Here is a 16096-nt window from a genome sequence, read left to right as displayed (position 1 = left end):
ATGCAAAAGACATTTAAAATCATCGATGAAGACGGCATCCATGCCCGTCCGGCGACAGCTCTGGTCAATACTGCAACCAAATTTAAGGATACCGAGGTGTTCGCGGAGAGCGGCGGCAAGAAGGTTACCCTGAAATCGATTCTCGGCGTGCTGTCGCTCGGCCTGGAGCCCGGCGATACGCTGAGCCTGATTGCCGAAGGCGGACAGGCCGCGGAAGTGCTGAGCGCGCTGCAGGATGTTATGGTTAAGGAAGGGCTGGGAGAGGTTCAGGAGTAAGACCGGCTGAGTGCCGCCTGCTCATAGGGCTGACCCTTACTGCAACGAATAAAACTGGTGTCCGGGTACCTGCACTTGCAGGTATTCGGGCACCGGTTTTTTGTGTTGGCAGATTTATTTCGGAAGATCCCGCAAGTCCACACTAATTAGTTGGATTTAAACCGCTTACATTGTGTGTCCTCATCCACTTGCCGGATTTAGTTGGAAAAAAGACACCTGATTCCGCCTGTTTTGGCTAAAATGATGCTTTTTCGATGATCTAAGTGTGCTTTTTCCACCTAAATGCTGGATTTGTCTGAAAAAGAGTAATTTAGTTGTCTTATTTCCACTTAGGTATTGGGGGGGCTCCGTCTGCCATATTTTACGGGCTATGTATGGATCACCGTATGTATTTGCAGGCCACTCAGCCCAATATTGGAATTTGCTATCTTTTATATTTACAGGCAGAGGGGCTTTAACTCTGCCGGCGCGGTTCCGGCAAGCGCAGCCAAGCTGCTTGCCCGCATGTTACCCTCACCCTCAGCGGGGTGAGGGTTTGTTTTGCAGCGGATGGGCGGGAGTAACGGAGGGGATTTTGGAACTGTAGGAGCGTTAGCGTCCGCCTTTGTCTGCAGATTTCTACCGCGAACAGCGGTTTAATCAGGAAATCTGCAGACAACAGCGGCCGGAAGTCCAAAACTTCCCGCAGTTACGGCTGCAGCCCATCCCCGCCGATCAGCCCCATTTTAAAAAACCAACCCGTCACCCCGCCCTCCCCCCAATCATATGCTATTGCAGCAATACGGAGGGGGGCCGGCATGCGTTGGAATATAAAGGATTTATTCTGCATCATTCCCGCTGTCCGTCGATAAACGGCAAGGGATTTGATTTTTGGGTGGGGAAGGACGGCGGGATTTACGCCGCGCCGCTGCTGACAGATCCGGACCACATCCATATCTGTCTGGAAGGAAACTACGGGGAGGAAGAGAGCATACCGCAGCTTCCTGGCCGCCGGGAGCAGCTGTTTGCCGCCGGCAAGCTCATTCTTGAGCTGGCGGCACGCTATCAGATTTCGCCGCTGCTGATCGAGCCGCACAGTAAAACTTGTCCGGGAAACTTTTTTCCGTGGAATGAACTTGTGATTTATCCCGCTGATGGTTATCATTAACCTGAGGTGAGTAGTCGAAAATGGAAAGATTACAGAAAATTTTGGCGCAAGCAGGTGTTGCGTCCAGACGCAAATGTGAAGAATTGATTTTGGCCGGTAAAGTGGAGGTCAACGGGGAACTGGTAACAACACTCGGCACCAAGGTAGACCCCGAGCAGGATATTATTAAAGTGGCCGGAAGACTGATCCGGGGCGAAAATAAAATCTACATTATGTTCAACAAGCCCAAAGGTGTCATCACCAGCGCATCTGATGATAAGGGCCGTAAGGTAGTAACGGATTATTTGAAAGGCATCAAGGAGCGGGTATACCCTGTAGGCCGGCTGGATTATGACACAGAAGGGCTGCTGCTGCTGACGAATGACGGGGAGTTTGCTAATCTGCTGACCCATCCGAAGCATCACGTGCCGAAGACGTATCTGGCTACGGTCAAGGGTACTCCGCATGGCACCGCCCTGGACAAGCTAAAGGCAGGCATCAAGCTGGAGGACGGCATGACCGCACCGGCAGAAGTGGAATACAAGGATGTGGACGAGGCCAGCAAGGAATCCGTCATCAGCATTACCATCCACGAAGGCCGCAACCGCCAGGTGCGCCGGATGTTCGAGGCGATTTCTCATCCGGTTATCCGGCTGAAGCGGATTTCCTTCGGCGATATTCTGCTGCAGAATCTCAAGCGCGGCTCCTACCGCCACCTGACCAAGGATGAAATTAACCATCTCCAGCAGATCGCCAAGGCAGGCGCCTTGAAGACTAACCAAACACGCAAAGACACATAAAGTTCACATTTTCCTCTCCTAAAACTGTGACAATATTCGGTATAATGTTCATAGGATGTTCACACCTGACAACTTAAGTGTATGAATTGCGTCACAGAAGGGGGCTTCGCGTGTGGGCAAAGCGAGAAAGCCGATTCAAATCGTAATTCTGTTTCTGATACTTTTGCTTGGAGGCTATGCCATTGGCACCTCGGTGTTTGGCGGAGACGGCAAACCGCATGAAGGCAGTAAGGCGCCCTCCTTTGAGCTGCTGGGGCTTGACGGCCTGACCCACACGCTGGATGAGTATAAGGGTCAGACTGTCGTGCTGAATTTCTGGGGCTCCTGGTGCGGTCCCTGTGTGAAGGAGATGCCTGCCCTGCAGGCACAGTACGATAAGTGGAAGGATCAAGGGGTAGTTGTTGTAGGCGTCAATGTCGGGGAAGACCAGATGACTGTTGAGAACTTCGTCAAGCAGGTGGATATCCAATTTCCTGTTGTTATGGATACCGGGCGGGATGCAGTGCGCAGCTATGGCGTTTCTCCGCTGCCGACGACCTTTTTCATCAACCCTGAAGGCAGAGTGGACAGCATTCACATCGGGCAGTTGGAGCTGGATTCGCTTGACGCACAGATCGGAAGGCTGGTGGATCCATGATTCCGCGGGAGCCACGGTTCAGCAATACCAAATGCGACTGCGGCCATCAGAATCCGGTTGGAACTGTGCTGTGCGAAGCCTGCGGCAAGCCTCTGGACGACAGGGAGCTTAAAGCCGGCGGGAATCTGGAAATGCGCTATGACGGTGTTGCCCGCCGTTCACAGCGCGTTAATCCGGGTGTGATTGACAGGGTATGGAACTTTTTTTCCTCGGTCAAAATAGCCATTTACCTGATTGTGCTTACACTGCTTGGCTCCATGCTGGGGACTATCTTCCCGCAGGAGAGCACCTTTCTTAATATTGATGCATCAACCTACTACAAAGAAATGTACGGAACAGCCGGGAATATATATTATAGACTCGGCCTTTCGCACACCTATGAATCCTGGTGGTTCGTAACCCTGCTGGTCATGATCGGAGCTTCGCTGGTAATCTGCAGCCTGGACCGCGTGCTGCCGCTGTATAAGGCGCTTACCCGCCAGAAGGTGCGCAAGCACCGCCAGTTTCTGACCCGTCAGAAGGCTGTGCTGGTAACACGGGTGGAAGCAGAGCCGGAAGCCTGGGTTGCTGCGCTGGCAGTGCCGCTGAAGAAGAAGGGCTACCGTGTCAGGACCGAAGGGGGCGCGCTGCTTGCCGAGAAGCACCGTTTCAGCCGCTGGGGACCTTATGTAATACATATTGGCCTGATTGTTTTTTTGCTTGCCGTGTTGGCGAGGGGGCTGCCGGGACTGAATATGGATCAGCATCTTGCTTTTCAGCAGGGGGAGATCACGAGAATTCCCGATACGACCTATTATCTGAAGAATGAGCAGTTTACTGTGGAGTTTTACAGTGATGAAGAAATGCCGGAGGAGTTCCGCGGCAAAAAGGTGCTGCCCAAGCTTTATGAGACTAAGGCGGTGCTCTATGAATGTACGGCTGAATGCACAGATCTGTCCGGTGAGCCTCAGCTTGCAGAGGTCGCCAGCCACGACATCAGAGTTAATTCTCCATTAAGCTACAAAGGATTGAAAGCGTATCAGTTTGATTATGATCTGACGCCTGTGCTTCGTTCGGTGCAGCCGGAACTTGTGAATGCCGCTACCGGAGAGGGCTACGGCAAGTTCAAGCTGGATATGAACAACCCGGAGCGTGTGTTTCAGTCAGGACCGTATACCCTTTCCCTCAAAGAAAAGTATATGGACTTTGGTCTGAATGAAGAGGGCCAGCCGGTATCCAAATCTCCGTATCCGAATGCTCCGGCCTTCCTGTTTCTGATAACCGGACCGGGACTGCCGGAAGAGGGCCAGCAGTATTTTTATTTTCCGAAGCAGGTGGATAAGGAGCAGTTCCAGCAGCAGGCGATTAATAACCGGCTGGGCGGAAACGGGCGTTTTCTGGAGCTTACGGTACAGGATATGGGCGATGTTGATTTTTCGGCTTCGACCTCTTACCTTAATATCCGGGTAGACCGGGCGATGCCGTTTGTCTGGACCGGGGCGGGGATTATTATGCTGGGGCTTGTGCTGGGCTTCTACTGGCAGCACAGACGCATCTGGCTGTGTGTAGAGGACGGGGAGCTGGTGCTTGGCGGACATACCAGCAAGAACTGGTTCGGCTTCCGGCGCGAAATCGCTGCCCTATTGCAGAAGGTAGACCTGATAGTCGATGAAAAATCATTGGACAACGGGGGAGGTCTGGCATGAGCCTGCTTGATTTCAGCAGTGATGTGTTTATCGTTGCCTTCTTTTTGTACAGCGGGGCGTTTATGCTGTTCACGATTGCCATTATGGGCCGCCGGTGGTCCGGCAGGAAGCCCGGTGAGCATACCGCCCGATGGGGCAAAGCTGCTTTTATCGCCTCCTCTCTGGGACTGCTGTGCCATCTGGCCTATTTCATTACCCGCTGGATCGGCTCAGGCCATATTCCGGTCAGCAATATGTATGAGTTCATGACTTTTCTATCGATGATGATCATGGTTGCGTTCACTGTAATCTTTGCCATCTACCGCAAAATCATTCTAGGTGTGTTTGCGGTTCCTGTATCGATCATAGTGATGGCCTATGCGGCCGTATTTCCGCAAGAGGTGCAGCCGCTAATTCCTTCCTTGAAATCCATTTACCTGAATATCCATGTTACGCTTGCTGCGCTTGGCGAATCCTTCTTTGCTGTAGGCTTTGCCGCCGGACTGATGTACCTTCTGCGTACTGTGAATTTCGACAGCAAAGCGCCCAGTGACCGCAAACAGCAGCGGCTGGTTGAATTTACTCTCTTTTCAATCATTGTTATAATTGGGTTTCTCGGAAGTGTCTTTGCCTTCCGCGGTGCAGGATACGAATCGGTTTTTGTCCGCAATAACGTAACGATTGACAGCGCCGGGCAGGGTGATAGTACAATAGAGAAAGTGAGTTATAAAATGCCGCCGATTGTGGCACCTTACCAGAGCGAAACCGAGGTTTTCCAGCCGTTTCTCGGCATCACAAAGCCGCTGTTTGAAGCACCCTCCTGGATGAATGGTGTCAACGCGGGGCGCAAATTCAATACCGTAATCTGGTCGCTTTTATCCGGTCTGATCCTGTACTTCATACTCCGATTAATAGTCCGCAGGCCGCTGGGCAAGGCAATCCATCCGGTAATGGACGGAATTGACGAGAATGATCTCGATGAGATTGCTTATAGGGCCATTGCGATCGGCTTTCCGATATTTACGCTGGGGGCATTGATATTTGCCATGATCTGGGCGCAGATTGCCTGGGGCCGGTTCTGGGGCTGGGACCCTAAGGAGGTCTGGGCACTCGTAACCTGGCTGTTTTACAGCGCTTATCTGCATTTGCGGCTGGCCCGCGGCTGGCAGGGACGCAGATCGGCCTGGCTTGCCGTTCTTGGTTTTCTAGTGGTCATGTTTACCCTGATAGGCGTGAATCTGGTGATCGCCGGGCTTCATTCCTATGCGGGAACAGACTAGTGGAACAAGGCATTTCAGGCTCCTGATCAAGGGTCAGATCTGTCTGTGAGTTTTGGGTGTTTCGTTTATCCGGTGTTATTTTGCGTTATAGTAATGTAAATCCCGTACGCTCAGGCGTGAGGCATAATAGGGTAACTGTTCAACTGTATTAGATGAAGGGGTTGTTGTTAATGGCTGAGCATCTGAATAGAATTCTGGTGGTGGATGACGAGGAGCGCATTCGCCGCCTGCTGAAAATGTATCTGGAAAAAGAAGGCTACGAAATCGACGAAGCAGAGGACGGCGAAATTGCTCTGCGCAAAGCAACAGCCAATGATTACGGTCTTATCCTGCTGGATGTCATGCTGCCGGGGATTGACGGAATTGAAGTGCTGACCAGACTTAGAGGCGTCAAGTCCACACCGGTTCTGATGCTTACCGCCAAGGGCGAGGAAATCAACCGTGTGCAGGGCTTTGAGATGGGAGCCGACGATTATGTGGTTAAGCCGTTCAGCCCGCGTGAGGTGATCTACCGGGTCAAGGCCATTATGCGGCGTTCTTCGGCGACAGCCTTTTTATCCAAAGAGAGCAATTCCAGTAACAATATTGTATTTCCGCATCTTATTATTGAGCATGATGCCCACCGCGTTACTGCCGGCGGCCAGGAGGTCAGTCTGACTCCGAAGGAATATGAGCTGCTGCATTATCTGGCAATTTCGCCGGACAAGGTATTCTCCCGTGAGGAGCTGCTCAAGGATGTGTGGAATTACGAGTTTTTTGGAGACCTGCGTACCGTTGATACACATGTCAAAAGACTCCGCGAGAAACTGAATAAAGTATCACCGGAATCGGCTGCAATGATCACCACAGTCTGGGGAGTAGGCTACAAGCTTGAGGTACCCAAATAGGTGAGCTTCTGGAGAAGCCTTGTCGGGAAGCTATGGGTTACGATTATCTGCCTTGTTGCAGTCGTGCTCATTACGGTAGGACTGTTCCTGCTTCCCTATATCGACAGCAACTTCGCCAATTCCGGGGCGATCAAACGTTTATTTACTTATGCTTCAATGATCGGTTTTTCCTTAACAACGTTTTTCGCGTTGTTCCTGTTTACCAAAATTACACAGCCGATGCAGCAGGTTATTGAAGCGGCTAACAATATCCGCCGGGGTCAATACGGCACGAGACTGACGCTCCGGACCAGTGATGAGATTGGCCAGCTGGCTACCTCCTTTAATCACATGGCTGCAGAGCTGGAAGAGAATATCCGCAGCCTGAACCATGAAAAGGGGCACTTATCCAGTGTGCTGCGCAGTATGACTGATCCTGTAATTACCTTTGATAACGAAGGCCAGGTCATACTCACGAACCCTCATGGACAGAAGCTGCTGGAGATATGGAGCAATTTAAGCCTGGAGCATCAGCTCGAAAACGATAACGGTTCAGGAGCGGACGATGCCGTTTACAGTGCAGTTCCGCTCCCGCTGCGCCCGTTATTTATGGATACCCTCCGCCAGGGCGGGGATCAGCGTGCTAACGTTCATGTGCGCCAGGGTGTATGGTCTGTGCATATGGCTCCGCTGTATTCGGAGAATCATATCAGGGGCGCGGTAGCTGTGCTCCGAGATGTGACAGAGGAGGTGCGTCTGGAGAAGATGCGCCGGGATTTCGTAGCGAATGTCTCGCATGAGATCCGTACGCCGCTCTCGATGATGCAGGGCTACAGTGAAGCGCTGCTGGACGGCATGGCCTCTTCCCCTGAAGAGCGGAATGAGCTGGTGCAGGTGATTCATGATGAATCCCTGCGGATGGGCAGGCTGGTCAAGGATCTGCTTGATCTGGCCCGGATGGAGGCAGGGCATACGGACATGATGATGGGACAGGTGGATATGGGCGAGCTGCTCGACCGCATCTACCGTAAATTTTCCGTCCGCGCCAAGGAACGTGATATCATCCTGGAGCTGCACAGGCCTGAAGGTCTGCTGCTGCTGAAGTCTGCAGATGTGGATAAGCTGGAGCAGGTGCTTACCAATCTGCTGGACAATGCCTTCAGGCATACTCCTGCTGACAGGCAGATCTCCATTACGGCAGGTTTAACTGTGCTCGATGGACGCCGTTATCTAGAAATTGAGATCCGTGACCAGGGTGCCGGAATTCATCCGGATGACCTGCCCTTTATCTTTGAGCGTTTCTACAAGGCTGACAAAGCCCGTGTACGAGGGGAGTCCGGCGGTACCGGTCTTGGGCTGGCTATTGTTAAAAATATCGTCGAATCTCATCACGGACAGATTTTTGCCGCCAGTAAGCTTGGCGAAGGTACGAATTTTACGCTACGGCTTCCTGTCGAAAAACAGTAAATCCGGACTTAGACTGACAGCGCCTCTGAATGCAGAGGTGCTTTTTGTTGAAAGGACTCCTTTAATCTTGTTCATCGTGGAACATAATATACCCGTCACTTTAGGAGGCAATTATAGATGATTTTATCATTGGATCAAGGGACTACCAGCTCAAGGGCTATACTGTTTGACCATCAGGCCGGGATGGTCGCCCAGGGGCAATACGATATTAAGCAGTCCTTTCCCCGGCCGGGCTGGGTGGAGCATGATCCGGAGCAGATCTGGGAGAGCCAGCTGGCAGCAGCCAGGGACGCCATACAGGCAGGCGGAATAGCGGCAGCGGACATTACTGCCATTGGCATCACCAACCAGCGGGAAACGGCGCTGATCTGGGACAGGGTGACGGGAGAGCCGGTATACCCGGCGATCGTATGGCAGGACCGCCGCACAGCTCAGCAGTGTGAGGAGATCAAACGGCAGGGCCTGGCCCGGGAGATTGCGGATAAGACAGGCCTGGTGGTAGATGCTTACTTTTCGGCTACCAAGCTGGCCTGGATTCTGGACCACGTAGAAGGCTCCAGAGCGCGTGCAGAGCGCGGGGAGCTGCTGGCAGGCACTATCGACAGCTGGCTTATCTGGAAGCTAACCAGCGGCGCTGTGCATGCGACAGACGTGACCAATGCTTCGCGGACGATGCTGTATAATCTGCATGAACGCAGATGGGATGACCAGCTGATCCGGGAGCTTAACATCCCGCGGGCGATGCTGCCCGGGGTCCGCATGTCCGGCGGTGATTTCGGCATGGCAGATGCCCGCTGGTTCGGTGCGGAAATCCCGATCCGCTCTGTGCTCGGCGACCAGCAGGCTGCATTGTTCGGCCACACCTGCCTGGAAGCGGGGAGTGCCAAGAACACCTACGGCACAGGCTGCTTCATCCTCATGAACACGGGCACTGAAGCAGTTGCCTCCAGGCACGGCCTGCTTACAACTGTTGCCTGGGGCATGGGGGACGAGCTGTATTATGCGTTAGAGGGCAGCGTGTTTGTAGCCGGGGCTGCTGTGCAGTGGCTGCATGAGGGGCTTGGCCTGATAGAAGGGCCGGCTGATTCCGAGCAAAAGGCTGCAGAGGTAGACGACAGCGAAGGTGTCGTAGTTGTACCTGCCTTCACTGGTCTTGGCGCCCCTTACTGGGATATGTATGCCCGCGGAGCTGTCTTCGGTCTTACCCGGGGCACAAACGCAGGTCATCTCGTACGGGCTACGCTGGAGGCGCTGGCCTTTCAGTCCCGTGATGTCATCGGCGCAATGGAGAAGGACGCCGGCATGCCGCTGACCGGACTTCGTGTGGACGGCGGAGCTGTCCGCAATAATCTGCTGATGCAGTTCCAGGCGGACATCCTCGGCAGTACAGTGACCCGTACAACCTACGCTGAGACAACGGCGCTTGGCGCAGCGCTGCTGGCGGGGCTGACGTCCGGAATCTGGTCGAGAGAGCAGCTGGAGAGCTTCAATAAGGCGGAGCGGGACTTTGAGCCCCGGATGGGTGAAGAAGAGCGGGAGCGCCGCTATGACGTGTGGAAGGATGCGGTAGAGCGGACAATGGGCTGGGAGAAGCACGAAGCCCGTCATTAGCTTAGGCCCGTCTCTCTTTGTGCAAGAGACGTGAAGCCGCTAAACAAAAGCAACCGGCAGGCAAGTTATCACTTGTCTGCCGGTTGCTTTTTTGATCATATAAGAGCTGGCAATTACGCTTAAAAAGAAGGAACAATCAGCATATTCTCAAGCCCTGCCTTACGGCCAAGCCGGGAGAGCTGCATTTTGAGCAGCGGATTATTTTCGAGAGCAAGGGAAACCTGCTGAAAACCATCCGATTTGAACATATGAAAGCAGCTTTCCAGCAGGGGAACCACATCCGGAGCAGTGACATTCAGCTTGCGGCAGTCAATCTGCAGGGAGTATTCACTGGAGGTAATCGGATTGACGATCTGCTGGTAGGCTTGAATCGATTTGAGGCCATCCTCATTGGAGAAGGTGCCCTCCAGCTGGATATGCAGGATTCTGTTCTCGGGATCGGTTTTCAGCGCGTATTTGCCCATTTGGCTCAAGCCTCCAAAACAAAATAGGTGTATTCTACATGTTCAAAAGCTACTTGATTTCCTCCAGTGTGGCAAGCAGCACATTAAAGGCAGAAATAACCTTCGGTACACCGATTGCCGGTACCAGGTGCAGCAGGATACCTTTGATCTGCTCCACGGTCATGCCTACACGCAGCGCCATTACATAATGTACGCCGAGCTGTTCGAACTGGCCCATGGTGATCAGGGCTGAAATCACAGCAATTTCCTTCCAGTCTGCGCCGATCGTTGTACGCTGAAAAATATCGCCGTAGGCATTGCCCATAATGTACTCAGCCAATTCCGGAAAATGCTCATTAATCGGCTCCATATGTTTGCTGCCGTAATCCCCGGACAGATTGGTAAAATGCTTAACCCCGCTGTTCACTGAACTTTCCACTTAAGAAAACCTCCTGAATGATGTGATATTATTACAGATTCAATACACGGTGCGCTGTCGGAGGCATTTCGTCACGGTCGGTAAGCAGTTCAATGACTGCTACCTTATTGGAGGCGATTGCGGCTTCAAGAGCTGCTGCAAACTGTCCGGCTGTTTCACACTTGTAGCCTACAGCTCCGAGGGATTCCCCGAATTTTGCGGCATCCATCGGAACCTCGAAGAGGGTACCGTCAATTCTGCCGGTTGTTTTTTCCATGCCCTTAAGAGCCATGTCGAGCTGCATATTATTAACCACGATAAAAATAACCGGGATGTCCTTGCAGACTGCGGTGTTGATCTCAGCGCCGAGCATCATGAAGCAGCCGTCACCGGTGATGCAGAAGACCGTTTCATCAGGTGCCGCCACTTTGGCGCCGATGGACATGCCGATCGAGTTGCCCATGCAGGCAAAATAGGCATCAAAGATAAAGCTTCCCGGCTTCTTGACGTTATACCATTTAACAGCATGGAAGCCGTGGCTGCCGTCATCTACAAATACCGAGCTGTTATAAGGAATCTGATCGCTCAAAGTACTCAGGACGGAAGCGATGGAGAGCTTTGGCAGCTCCGGCAGCTCATCATGGTAATTAGCCTCTACAGTTATTTCATGTCTGACAACAGTATCTCTGTCGATATTCTGCAGGTAGTAGGTCAGGTTATCACGCAGATCTCCGCTGACCGCAATCGTCTGCGAATTCAGAATTTTACCGACAAAGGTAGGGTCGGAATCGAATTGGATCAGTGTAGCCGGATGGTTTTCCGCTTTGAGATTGCAGATCGTCATATCACTCAGGCGCGAGCCGAGCACAATGTAAAGATCGCTGCTGTTCAGCATGTCATCCCCGTGCTTGCAGCCGCCTACGCCGCAAGGGCCGTGGTATAGCGGATGGTCCCAGGCGATAGCGCCTTTTCCCCCCGGAGTTGTAACGATCGGGATATTGAAGGTTTCAGCGAGCTGTACCAGCTCCTGATGCGTACCGGACCGGTTAACGCCTTTACCGGCAATAATCAGCGGACGTGAGGATGCATTGATTGCCGCAATTACACGCTCAAAATTCCCGATGCTGACAAGCGGCTCGCGTTCAGGAAGAACAATACGGCATTCTTCAAGCATTTCTGTCTGGACATCAAAAGGAATACACAGATGCACCGGACCGCGCTTGCTGAGAGCAATAGAAATGGCATGATTAAAAATCGTGCTGAAATGATCTCCGCGCTCAACCAGCTTGCTGAATAAGGTAGCCGGTCTGAACATATCCGCCAGATCGGCCAGATAAGAGGAGGAATCCTGGCACTGCGGAATTCCGAGCTCCTTAATTGACTGGTGTCCTGTAATGAACAGGACAGGAAGATTGTTGGCTTTGGCATGTGCTGCTGCAGTAAGCAGGTTGGTTCCGCCCGGGCCTGAGGTGCCGAAGGCAACACCTAGCCCGCCGGTTTTGAGTGCATAGCCCGCGGCTTCGAAGCCGCAGCTGGATTCATGTCTGCCCGGAATAAATTCGATGCCGTAATCAACCATTTTAAGAGCAATAGGACAAATTGATTTACCGATAATACCAAAGGAATGTGTTACGCCGAGGCTGCGAAGCGCCTCTGCCATATAATCTGCGACTGTTTTCAAATGCTCCACCCTATCCGTTGTGTATTTGTCTAGCGATTCTAGTGACTCTGGTGACAATAGAATACCTGTACTCAAAATGAGCACAGGCCAGTTGCATCTATAGCCGTTAAGGACAGAATGATTCTGGCGTCCCGGGCTGCAACCTGGCAATCATGGTCCCGATAGCTGAGACTGTAGATCCATGGCTTTGCGTCATTTCCTTTCGGAGAATTTTGCCGATATGGGGTTAGGTACAAAGTTGGATAATATTACATTGGGTAATTTTACTTTTACAATATATTTTTAACTCTATCATTGTCAATACTATTATGCAGAAAAGTGCGAAAATTGACGAATTGCAGGACGATTCAGTGAACCTGGCTTACAAAACTTAAAAAGCTGCCGCTTCTAAAGAACGGCAGCTTTGGGACCAAAGTAATGCTTGCTTAAAACTTGAATATGTGAATGGTTTTTTGCAGCTGGAATACGGCCTGGGTCATTTTGTCTGTCTCATCAGCTACAGACTGCAGGGCATTGATCTGCTCATTCATTGCTGCAGACACCTCTTCGGTACCTGCAGCCGTCTGCTGGGTGATTGCTGAGATATTTTCAATGGCGCCGGAAATTTTGAGGGCACTCTCCAGCATAAGGTCACTTTCCTGGGAGAAGGCTGCGATCTGCTCGGTTATGTATTGAACGCTTTGCACGATCTGGGAGAAGATATGGGCAGTCTCCACAATCAGCTCGTTCTGTACCTGAACAACCTCTTCGTTAATGGCGATATTCTCCACCGCCTGCTTGATATCGGATTCGATACTGCGGATCAGGGTGAAGACCTCTTTGGTTGAGGCGGTGGATTCCTCTGCGAGCTTGCGCACCTCCTGGGCGACAACGGCAAAGCCGCGGCCGTGCTCACCTGCGCGTGCCGCCTCAATTGAAGCGTTCAGCGACAGCAGGTTGGTCTGCTCGGCAATTTCGGTAATGGACTTGGCAATCATGGAAATACCGCGGGCATTCTGGGAGAGCGCCTCTATGGTACCGGCGACCTTATTGGTGGCCTCAATATTTTTGCGCATGCCTTCCGCCTGGGTATCTACTGATACCCTCCCTTGTTCAACCAGTTCAAGCGTATGTATAGAGCGTTTGTTCATCTCCTTGGTGGAGTGCGTGTAATTGGCTACCTTAGTTTCGATATCCTTGATGGATTCCGTCATGTCGGCAATATCTGCGGAGATTTCGTTAGCGCCGACAGCGAGCTCATTGGAGGAGGAGGCGACCTGGGCCATTACAATTTTGAGGCTGTGGTTCTTGTCCTCGATGCCTCTGCTGGCATCCATTACATGCCGCGTAATTTGTGAGGCTTCCGTCAGGATTTTCTTGAGCTTGTCAATCATGGTGTTAAAGGAGCGGCTGACCTCGCCCATTGACCCGTTTTCGTCAGCGCGGCTTGTAAAGTCGCCTTTGGCTATGGTATGGGTAACGTTGGAGAACTCGTCAAAAGAAGATGTAAGCGTTCTCTCTACAAAGCGTGCCAGAGGATAAGTCAGTCCTGCCAGTGCGGCGATGAGAATGATGCCGATAACGATTTTGCCCATGATTACAAGCGTGATTAAAACCGGAACAGCGAATAAAGCGGCAACAAGGTAACAGCCGGCAACGATTCTCTGCTTTAATGGAAGCTTAGTCATCCAGTCCATAATAAAGTTCCCCCTAAGAAAGATGGTGTGTATTGTAATATTATAGGGGATCTGCCGGGAAACAGTCTACTGTAAAAACTGACATAAAACTTCAAGGTCCGGATTCTCCGGCCGGAAGGGTCTGCGTTATTTCTTCATATAAAGCGCAGGTTTCCCGCAAAGCGGCCTTAAGCATATCCACCAGCTCCGGCGGGGCGGTTGCAGCAGCCTCCTGTCCCAGGGACAGAAGAATTTTGCAGGCTGATTCCAACGTTTGAAATTCAGCCTGTACTTCCTGCCAGCCTTCCTTGAATGACTGGACTGTTGTCTGAACAGTTACGTAGCGCTCTTGCCTCAGGATCTTTTCGCCGGAACTGCTGAGCAGGAGGGTGGCAGGGTAACGAGGCAGTGCAGCCCTAAAGGAAGCGGTTGATTCCTCCCAGTATCGGGCCAGCTCAAATCCTTCAGGGCGGGTAAAGAGATTACCGGTTATTTCAGCCGAGATAATCCTCGATACCCGGTAAGTCCGCAGCTCTCCGCCGCTCTCGGCGGCGGCATACCAGACACCGCGTTTAGCTATGAGCCCCAGCGGAGAGATAAGGCGCTCTTTGTGCTCGCCGTTGTTACTATATACAATGGAAACTTTCCGGTCCGTCCAAACAGCCTCCTGCAGGAGAGAAAGATACGGATAAGCTTCACCGGAAGGATGCCAGGCTGCACCGTCGATATGAATGCGCTGATTAAGCAGCTGGATCTGTGAGCTCTGCGGCGTGGCGCCGGCCGCCTCCAGCTTGCGGACTGCCGAGGAATAATCGTCCTTAATACCAAGCGCTTCAATAACAGCGGAGTCCGCTGCCAGGAGGAGTGAGCCGATCTCAGCGGGCTTCATTCCGGTTAAGGAGGTTCTGTAGCCCTCAGGCAGCATCCAGCCGCCGTCACGGCCTCTTTCTGCGAATACAGGAACACCGGACATGCTCAGTGCCTCCATATCACGTACAACCGTCCGTACGGAAACCTCGAGAAGTCCGGCCAGCTCGCGCGAGCTGGCTTTGCCGCGGGCCTGCAGCAGAAGCATTATGGATAATAAACGGTCTGCCCTCATAGATACACTCCCTTCAAATCAGATTATGTTTATTTTTATTATATCCATTATATATGTCAATTGATGACATATATAATGGATATAATAATGATATGAAGCTGAGAAGTACAGAATATGGGCACATAACATTGGAGAGGAGCAGGATACAGGATGACAAAACTTCAGGGAAAGATAGCCTTAGTTACCGGAGGAAGCAGAGGGGCGGGACGGGGAATAGCGCTGGAATTGGCGAAGGCAGGCGCCTTTGTCTATATCACCGGAAGGAGCACAGGACTAAAGCAGGCAGGACAGCTAAGGGGAACGATAGATTCGGTCTGCAACGAAATTGTGGAGAACGGCGGTGAAGCGGCAGCCATCCACTGTGATCATACCAATGATCAGGAGACGGAGAGGGTCATCCGGCAGATAGCAGAAGAAAAGGGCAGGCTTGATATTCTGGTTAACAATGTCTGGGGCGGCAATCAGCTGCCGATCGGCCTCGAACCGTTCTGGGAGCAGCCCCCGGCCCACTGGAGCAATATGTTTGAGTCAGGTGTCAGGGCACAGCTGATGACGAACTACTATGCGGTTCCGCTCATGCGCAGTACTAAGGACAGCGGCGGACTGATTATTCACACCACCTTTTGGGACAGGGACAAGTATACCGGTAATTTCTATTATGATCTGGCCAAAAATGCACTCATCCGGATGGCATACGGATTGTCGGTTGAGCTTGCGGCAGACGGCATCGCGGTTATCCCGCTGTCCCCGGGCTGGATGCGGACAGAGCTTGTGCTGGAGGAATTCGGAACGGATGAGGAGCACTGGCAGGAGGTAGAGGCGCTGAAGAACACGGAGTCTACTGCGTATATTGGCCGCGCTGTTGTCGCTCTGGCAGAAGATACAGGCAAACTGTCACTTTCGGGCATTCCTCAGCAGGTAGGAGTATTGGCGGAAAAATACGGCTTTACAGATTCAGACGGGCGCAGAGTCCCGGCCTTTCTGATGGAGGAATAACAGAGAAGCATATATTATAAAAAAATGCCCGTCTGGAAGCGGCTGTAAAGCGCATATTCCAGACGGGCATTATT

Annotated in this window: 15 protein-coding genes and 1 riboswitch; of the genes, 10 read left to right on the top strand and 5 right to left on the bottom strand. The window is 52.1% G+C overall.

From position 1 onward, the window contains the following. The 9 genes from R70723_RS20785 to glpK all read left to right on the top strand — a co-directional run bounded on the left by R70723_RS20785 (nucleotide 1) and on the right by glpK (nucleotide 9727). Nucleotides 1–276 (top strand): HPr family phosphocarrier protein, encoded by a 276-nt coding sequence (locus tag R70723_RS20785; protein WP_039879071.1) that lies wholly within the window; start codon nucleotides 1–3, stop codon nucleotides 274–276. Between the two features lie 802 nt (nucleotides 277–1078). Next, nucleotides 1079–1423 (top strand): peptidoglycan recognition protein family protein, encoded by a 345-nt coding sequence (locus tag R70723_RS20780; RefSeq protein WP_039875027.1) that lies wholly within the window; start codon nucleotides 1079–1081, stop codon nucleotides 1421–1423. A 20-nt stretch (nucleotides 1424–1443) separates the two neighbouring features. After that, nucleotides 1444–2202 carry a pseudouridine synthase gene (locus R70723_RS20775; RefSeq protein ID WP_039875024.1) on the top strand — a complete coding sequence of 253 codons (759 nt, stop codon included), beginning with the start codon at nucleotides 1444–1446 and terminating at the stop codon, nucleotides 2200–2202. A 112-nt stretch (nucleotides 2203–2314) separates the two neighbouring features. Further along, nucleotides 2315–2839 carry a thiol-disulfide oxidoreductase ResA gene (gene resA, locus R70723_RS20770; protein WP_039875022.1) on the top strand — a complete coding sequence of 175 codons (525 nt, stop codon included), beginning with the start codon at nucleotides 2315–2317 and terminating at the stop codon, nucleotides 2837–2839. Next, nucleotides 2836–4524: a cytochrome c biogenesis protein ResB gene (gene resB, locus R70723_RS20765; RefSeq protein ID WP_039875020.1), complete on the top strand. Its 1689-nt coding sequence runs from the start codon at nucleotides 2836–2838 to the stop codon at nucleotides 4522–4524. The genes resA and resB overlap by 4 nt, the downstream gene beginning before the upstream one ends. Next, nucleotides 4521–5783, top strand: coding sequence for a cytochrome c biogenesis protein CcsA (gene ccsA, locus R70723_RS20760; protein ID WP_039875018.1), 1263 nt, complete (start codon nucleotides 4521–4523; stop codon nucleotides 5781–5783). Before resB ends, ccsA begins: the two co-directional genes overlap by 4 nt. A gap of 170 nt (nucleotides 5784–5953) precedes the next feature. Beyond that, on the top strand, nucleotides 5954–6670 hold the full coding sequence (locus R70723_RS20755; RefSeq protein WP_020427515.1) for a response regulator transcription factor: 717 nt from the start codon (nucleotides 5954–5956) through the stop codon (nucleotides 6668–6670). Beyond that, entirely contained in the window at nucleotides 6671–8116 is a 1446-nt protein-coding gene (locus R70723_RS20750) for a HAMP domain-containing sensor histidine kinase (protein WP_039875016.1), read from the top strand. Between the two features lie 117 nt (nucleotides 8117–8233). Then, nucleotides 8234–9727, top strand: coding sequence for a glycerol kinase GlpK (gene glpK / locus R70723_RS20745; protein WP_039875012.1), 1494 nt, complete (start codon nucleotides 8234–8236; stop codon nucleotides 9725–9727). Between the two features lie 119 nt (nucleotides 9728–9846). Here the strand turns inward: glpK and R70723_RS20740 are convergent, their stop codons facing one another. From R70723_RS20740 to R70723_RS20720, 5 genes are all read right to left on the bottom strand, one after another. Next, nucleotides 9847–10191 carry a hypothetical protein gene (locus R70723_RS20740; protein ID WP_039875011.1) on the bottom strand — a complete coding sequence of 115 codons (345 nt, stop codon included), beginning with the start codon at nucleotides 10189–10191 and terminating at the stop codon, nucleotides 9847–9849. A 49-nt stretch (nucleotides 10192–10240) separates the two neighbouring features. Then, the gene (locus R70723_RS20735; protein WP_039875007.1) at nucleotides 10241–10609 is read right to left on the bottom strand and encodes a carboxymuconolactone decarboxylase family protein; all 369 of its coding nucleotides are present in this window, start codon (nucleotides 10607–10609) and stop codon (nucleotides 10241–10243) included. A 31-nt stretch (nucleotides 10610–10640) separates the two neighbouring features. Further along, on the bottom strand, nucleotides 10641–12278 hold the full coding sequence (locus R70723_RS20730; RefSeq protein WP_052421406.1) for a thiamine pyrophosphate-binding protein: 1638 nt from the start codon (nucleotides 12276–12278) through the stop codon (nucleotides 10641–10643). A 125-nt stretch (nucleotides 12279–12403) separates the two neighbouring features. Next, nucleotides 12404–12496, bottom strand: a riboswitch (cyclic di-GMP riboswitch). 198 nt (nucleotides 12497–12694) lie between these two features. Beyond that, nucleotides 12695–13945, bottom strand: a complete 1251-nt coding sequence (locus R70723_RS20725) for a methyl-accepting chemotaxis protein (protein WP_039875002.1) — start codon at nucleotides 13943–13945, stop codon at nucleotides 12695–12697. A 91-nt stretch (nucleotides 13946–14036) separates the two neighbouring features. Then, nucleotides 14037–15026, bottom strand: a complete 990-nt coding sequence (locus R70723_RS20720; protein ID WP_047171175.1) for a helix-turn-helix transcriptional regulator — start codon at nucleotides 15024–15026, stop codon at nucleotides 14037–14039. A 150-nt stretch (nucleotides 15027–15176) separates the two neighbouring features. Here R70723_RS20720 and R70723_RS20715 point away from each other — a divergent pair, with 150 nt between their 5' ends. After that, nucleotides 15177–16022, top strand: coding sequence for an SDR family NAD(P)-dependent oxidoreductase (locus R70723_RS20715; RefSeq protein ID WP_039875000.1), 846 nt, complete (start codon nucleotides 15177–15179; stop codon nucleotides 16020–16022). The last annotated feature ends 74 nt before the right edge of the window (nucleotides 16023–16096 follow it).

The sequence above is a fragment of the Paenibacillus sp. FSL R7-0273 genome (assembly GCF_000758625.1).
Classification (GTDB): Bacteria; Bacillota; Bacilli; order Paenibacillales; family Paenibacillaceae; genus Paenibacillus_AQ.
This window is presented reverse-complemented; position numbering and strand designations above follow the sequence as displayed.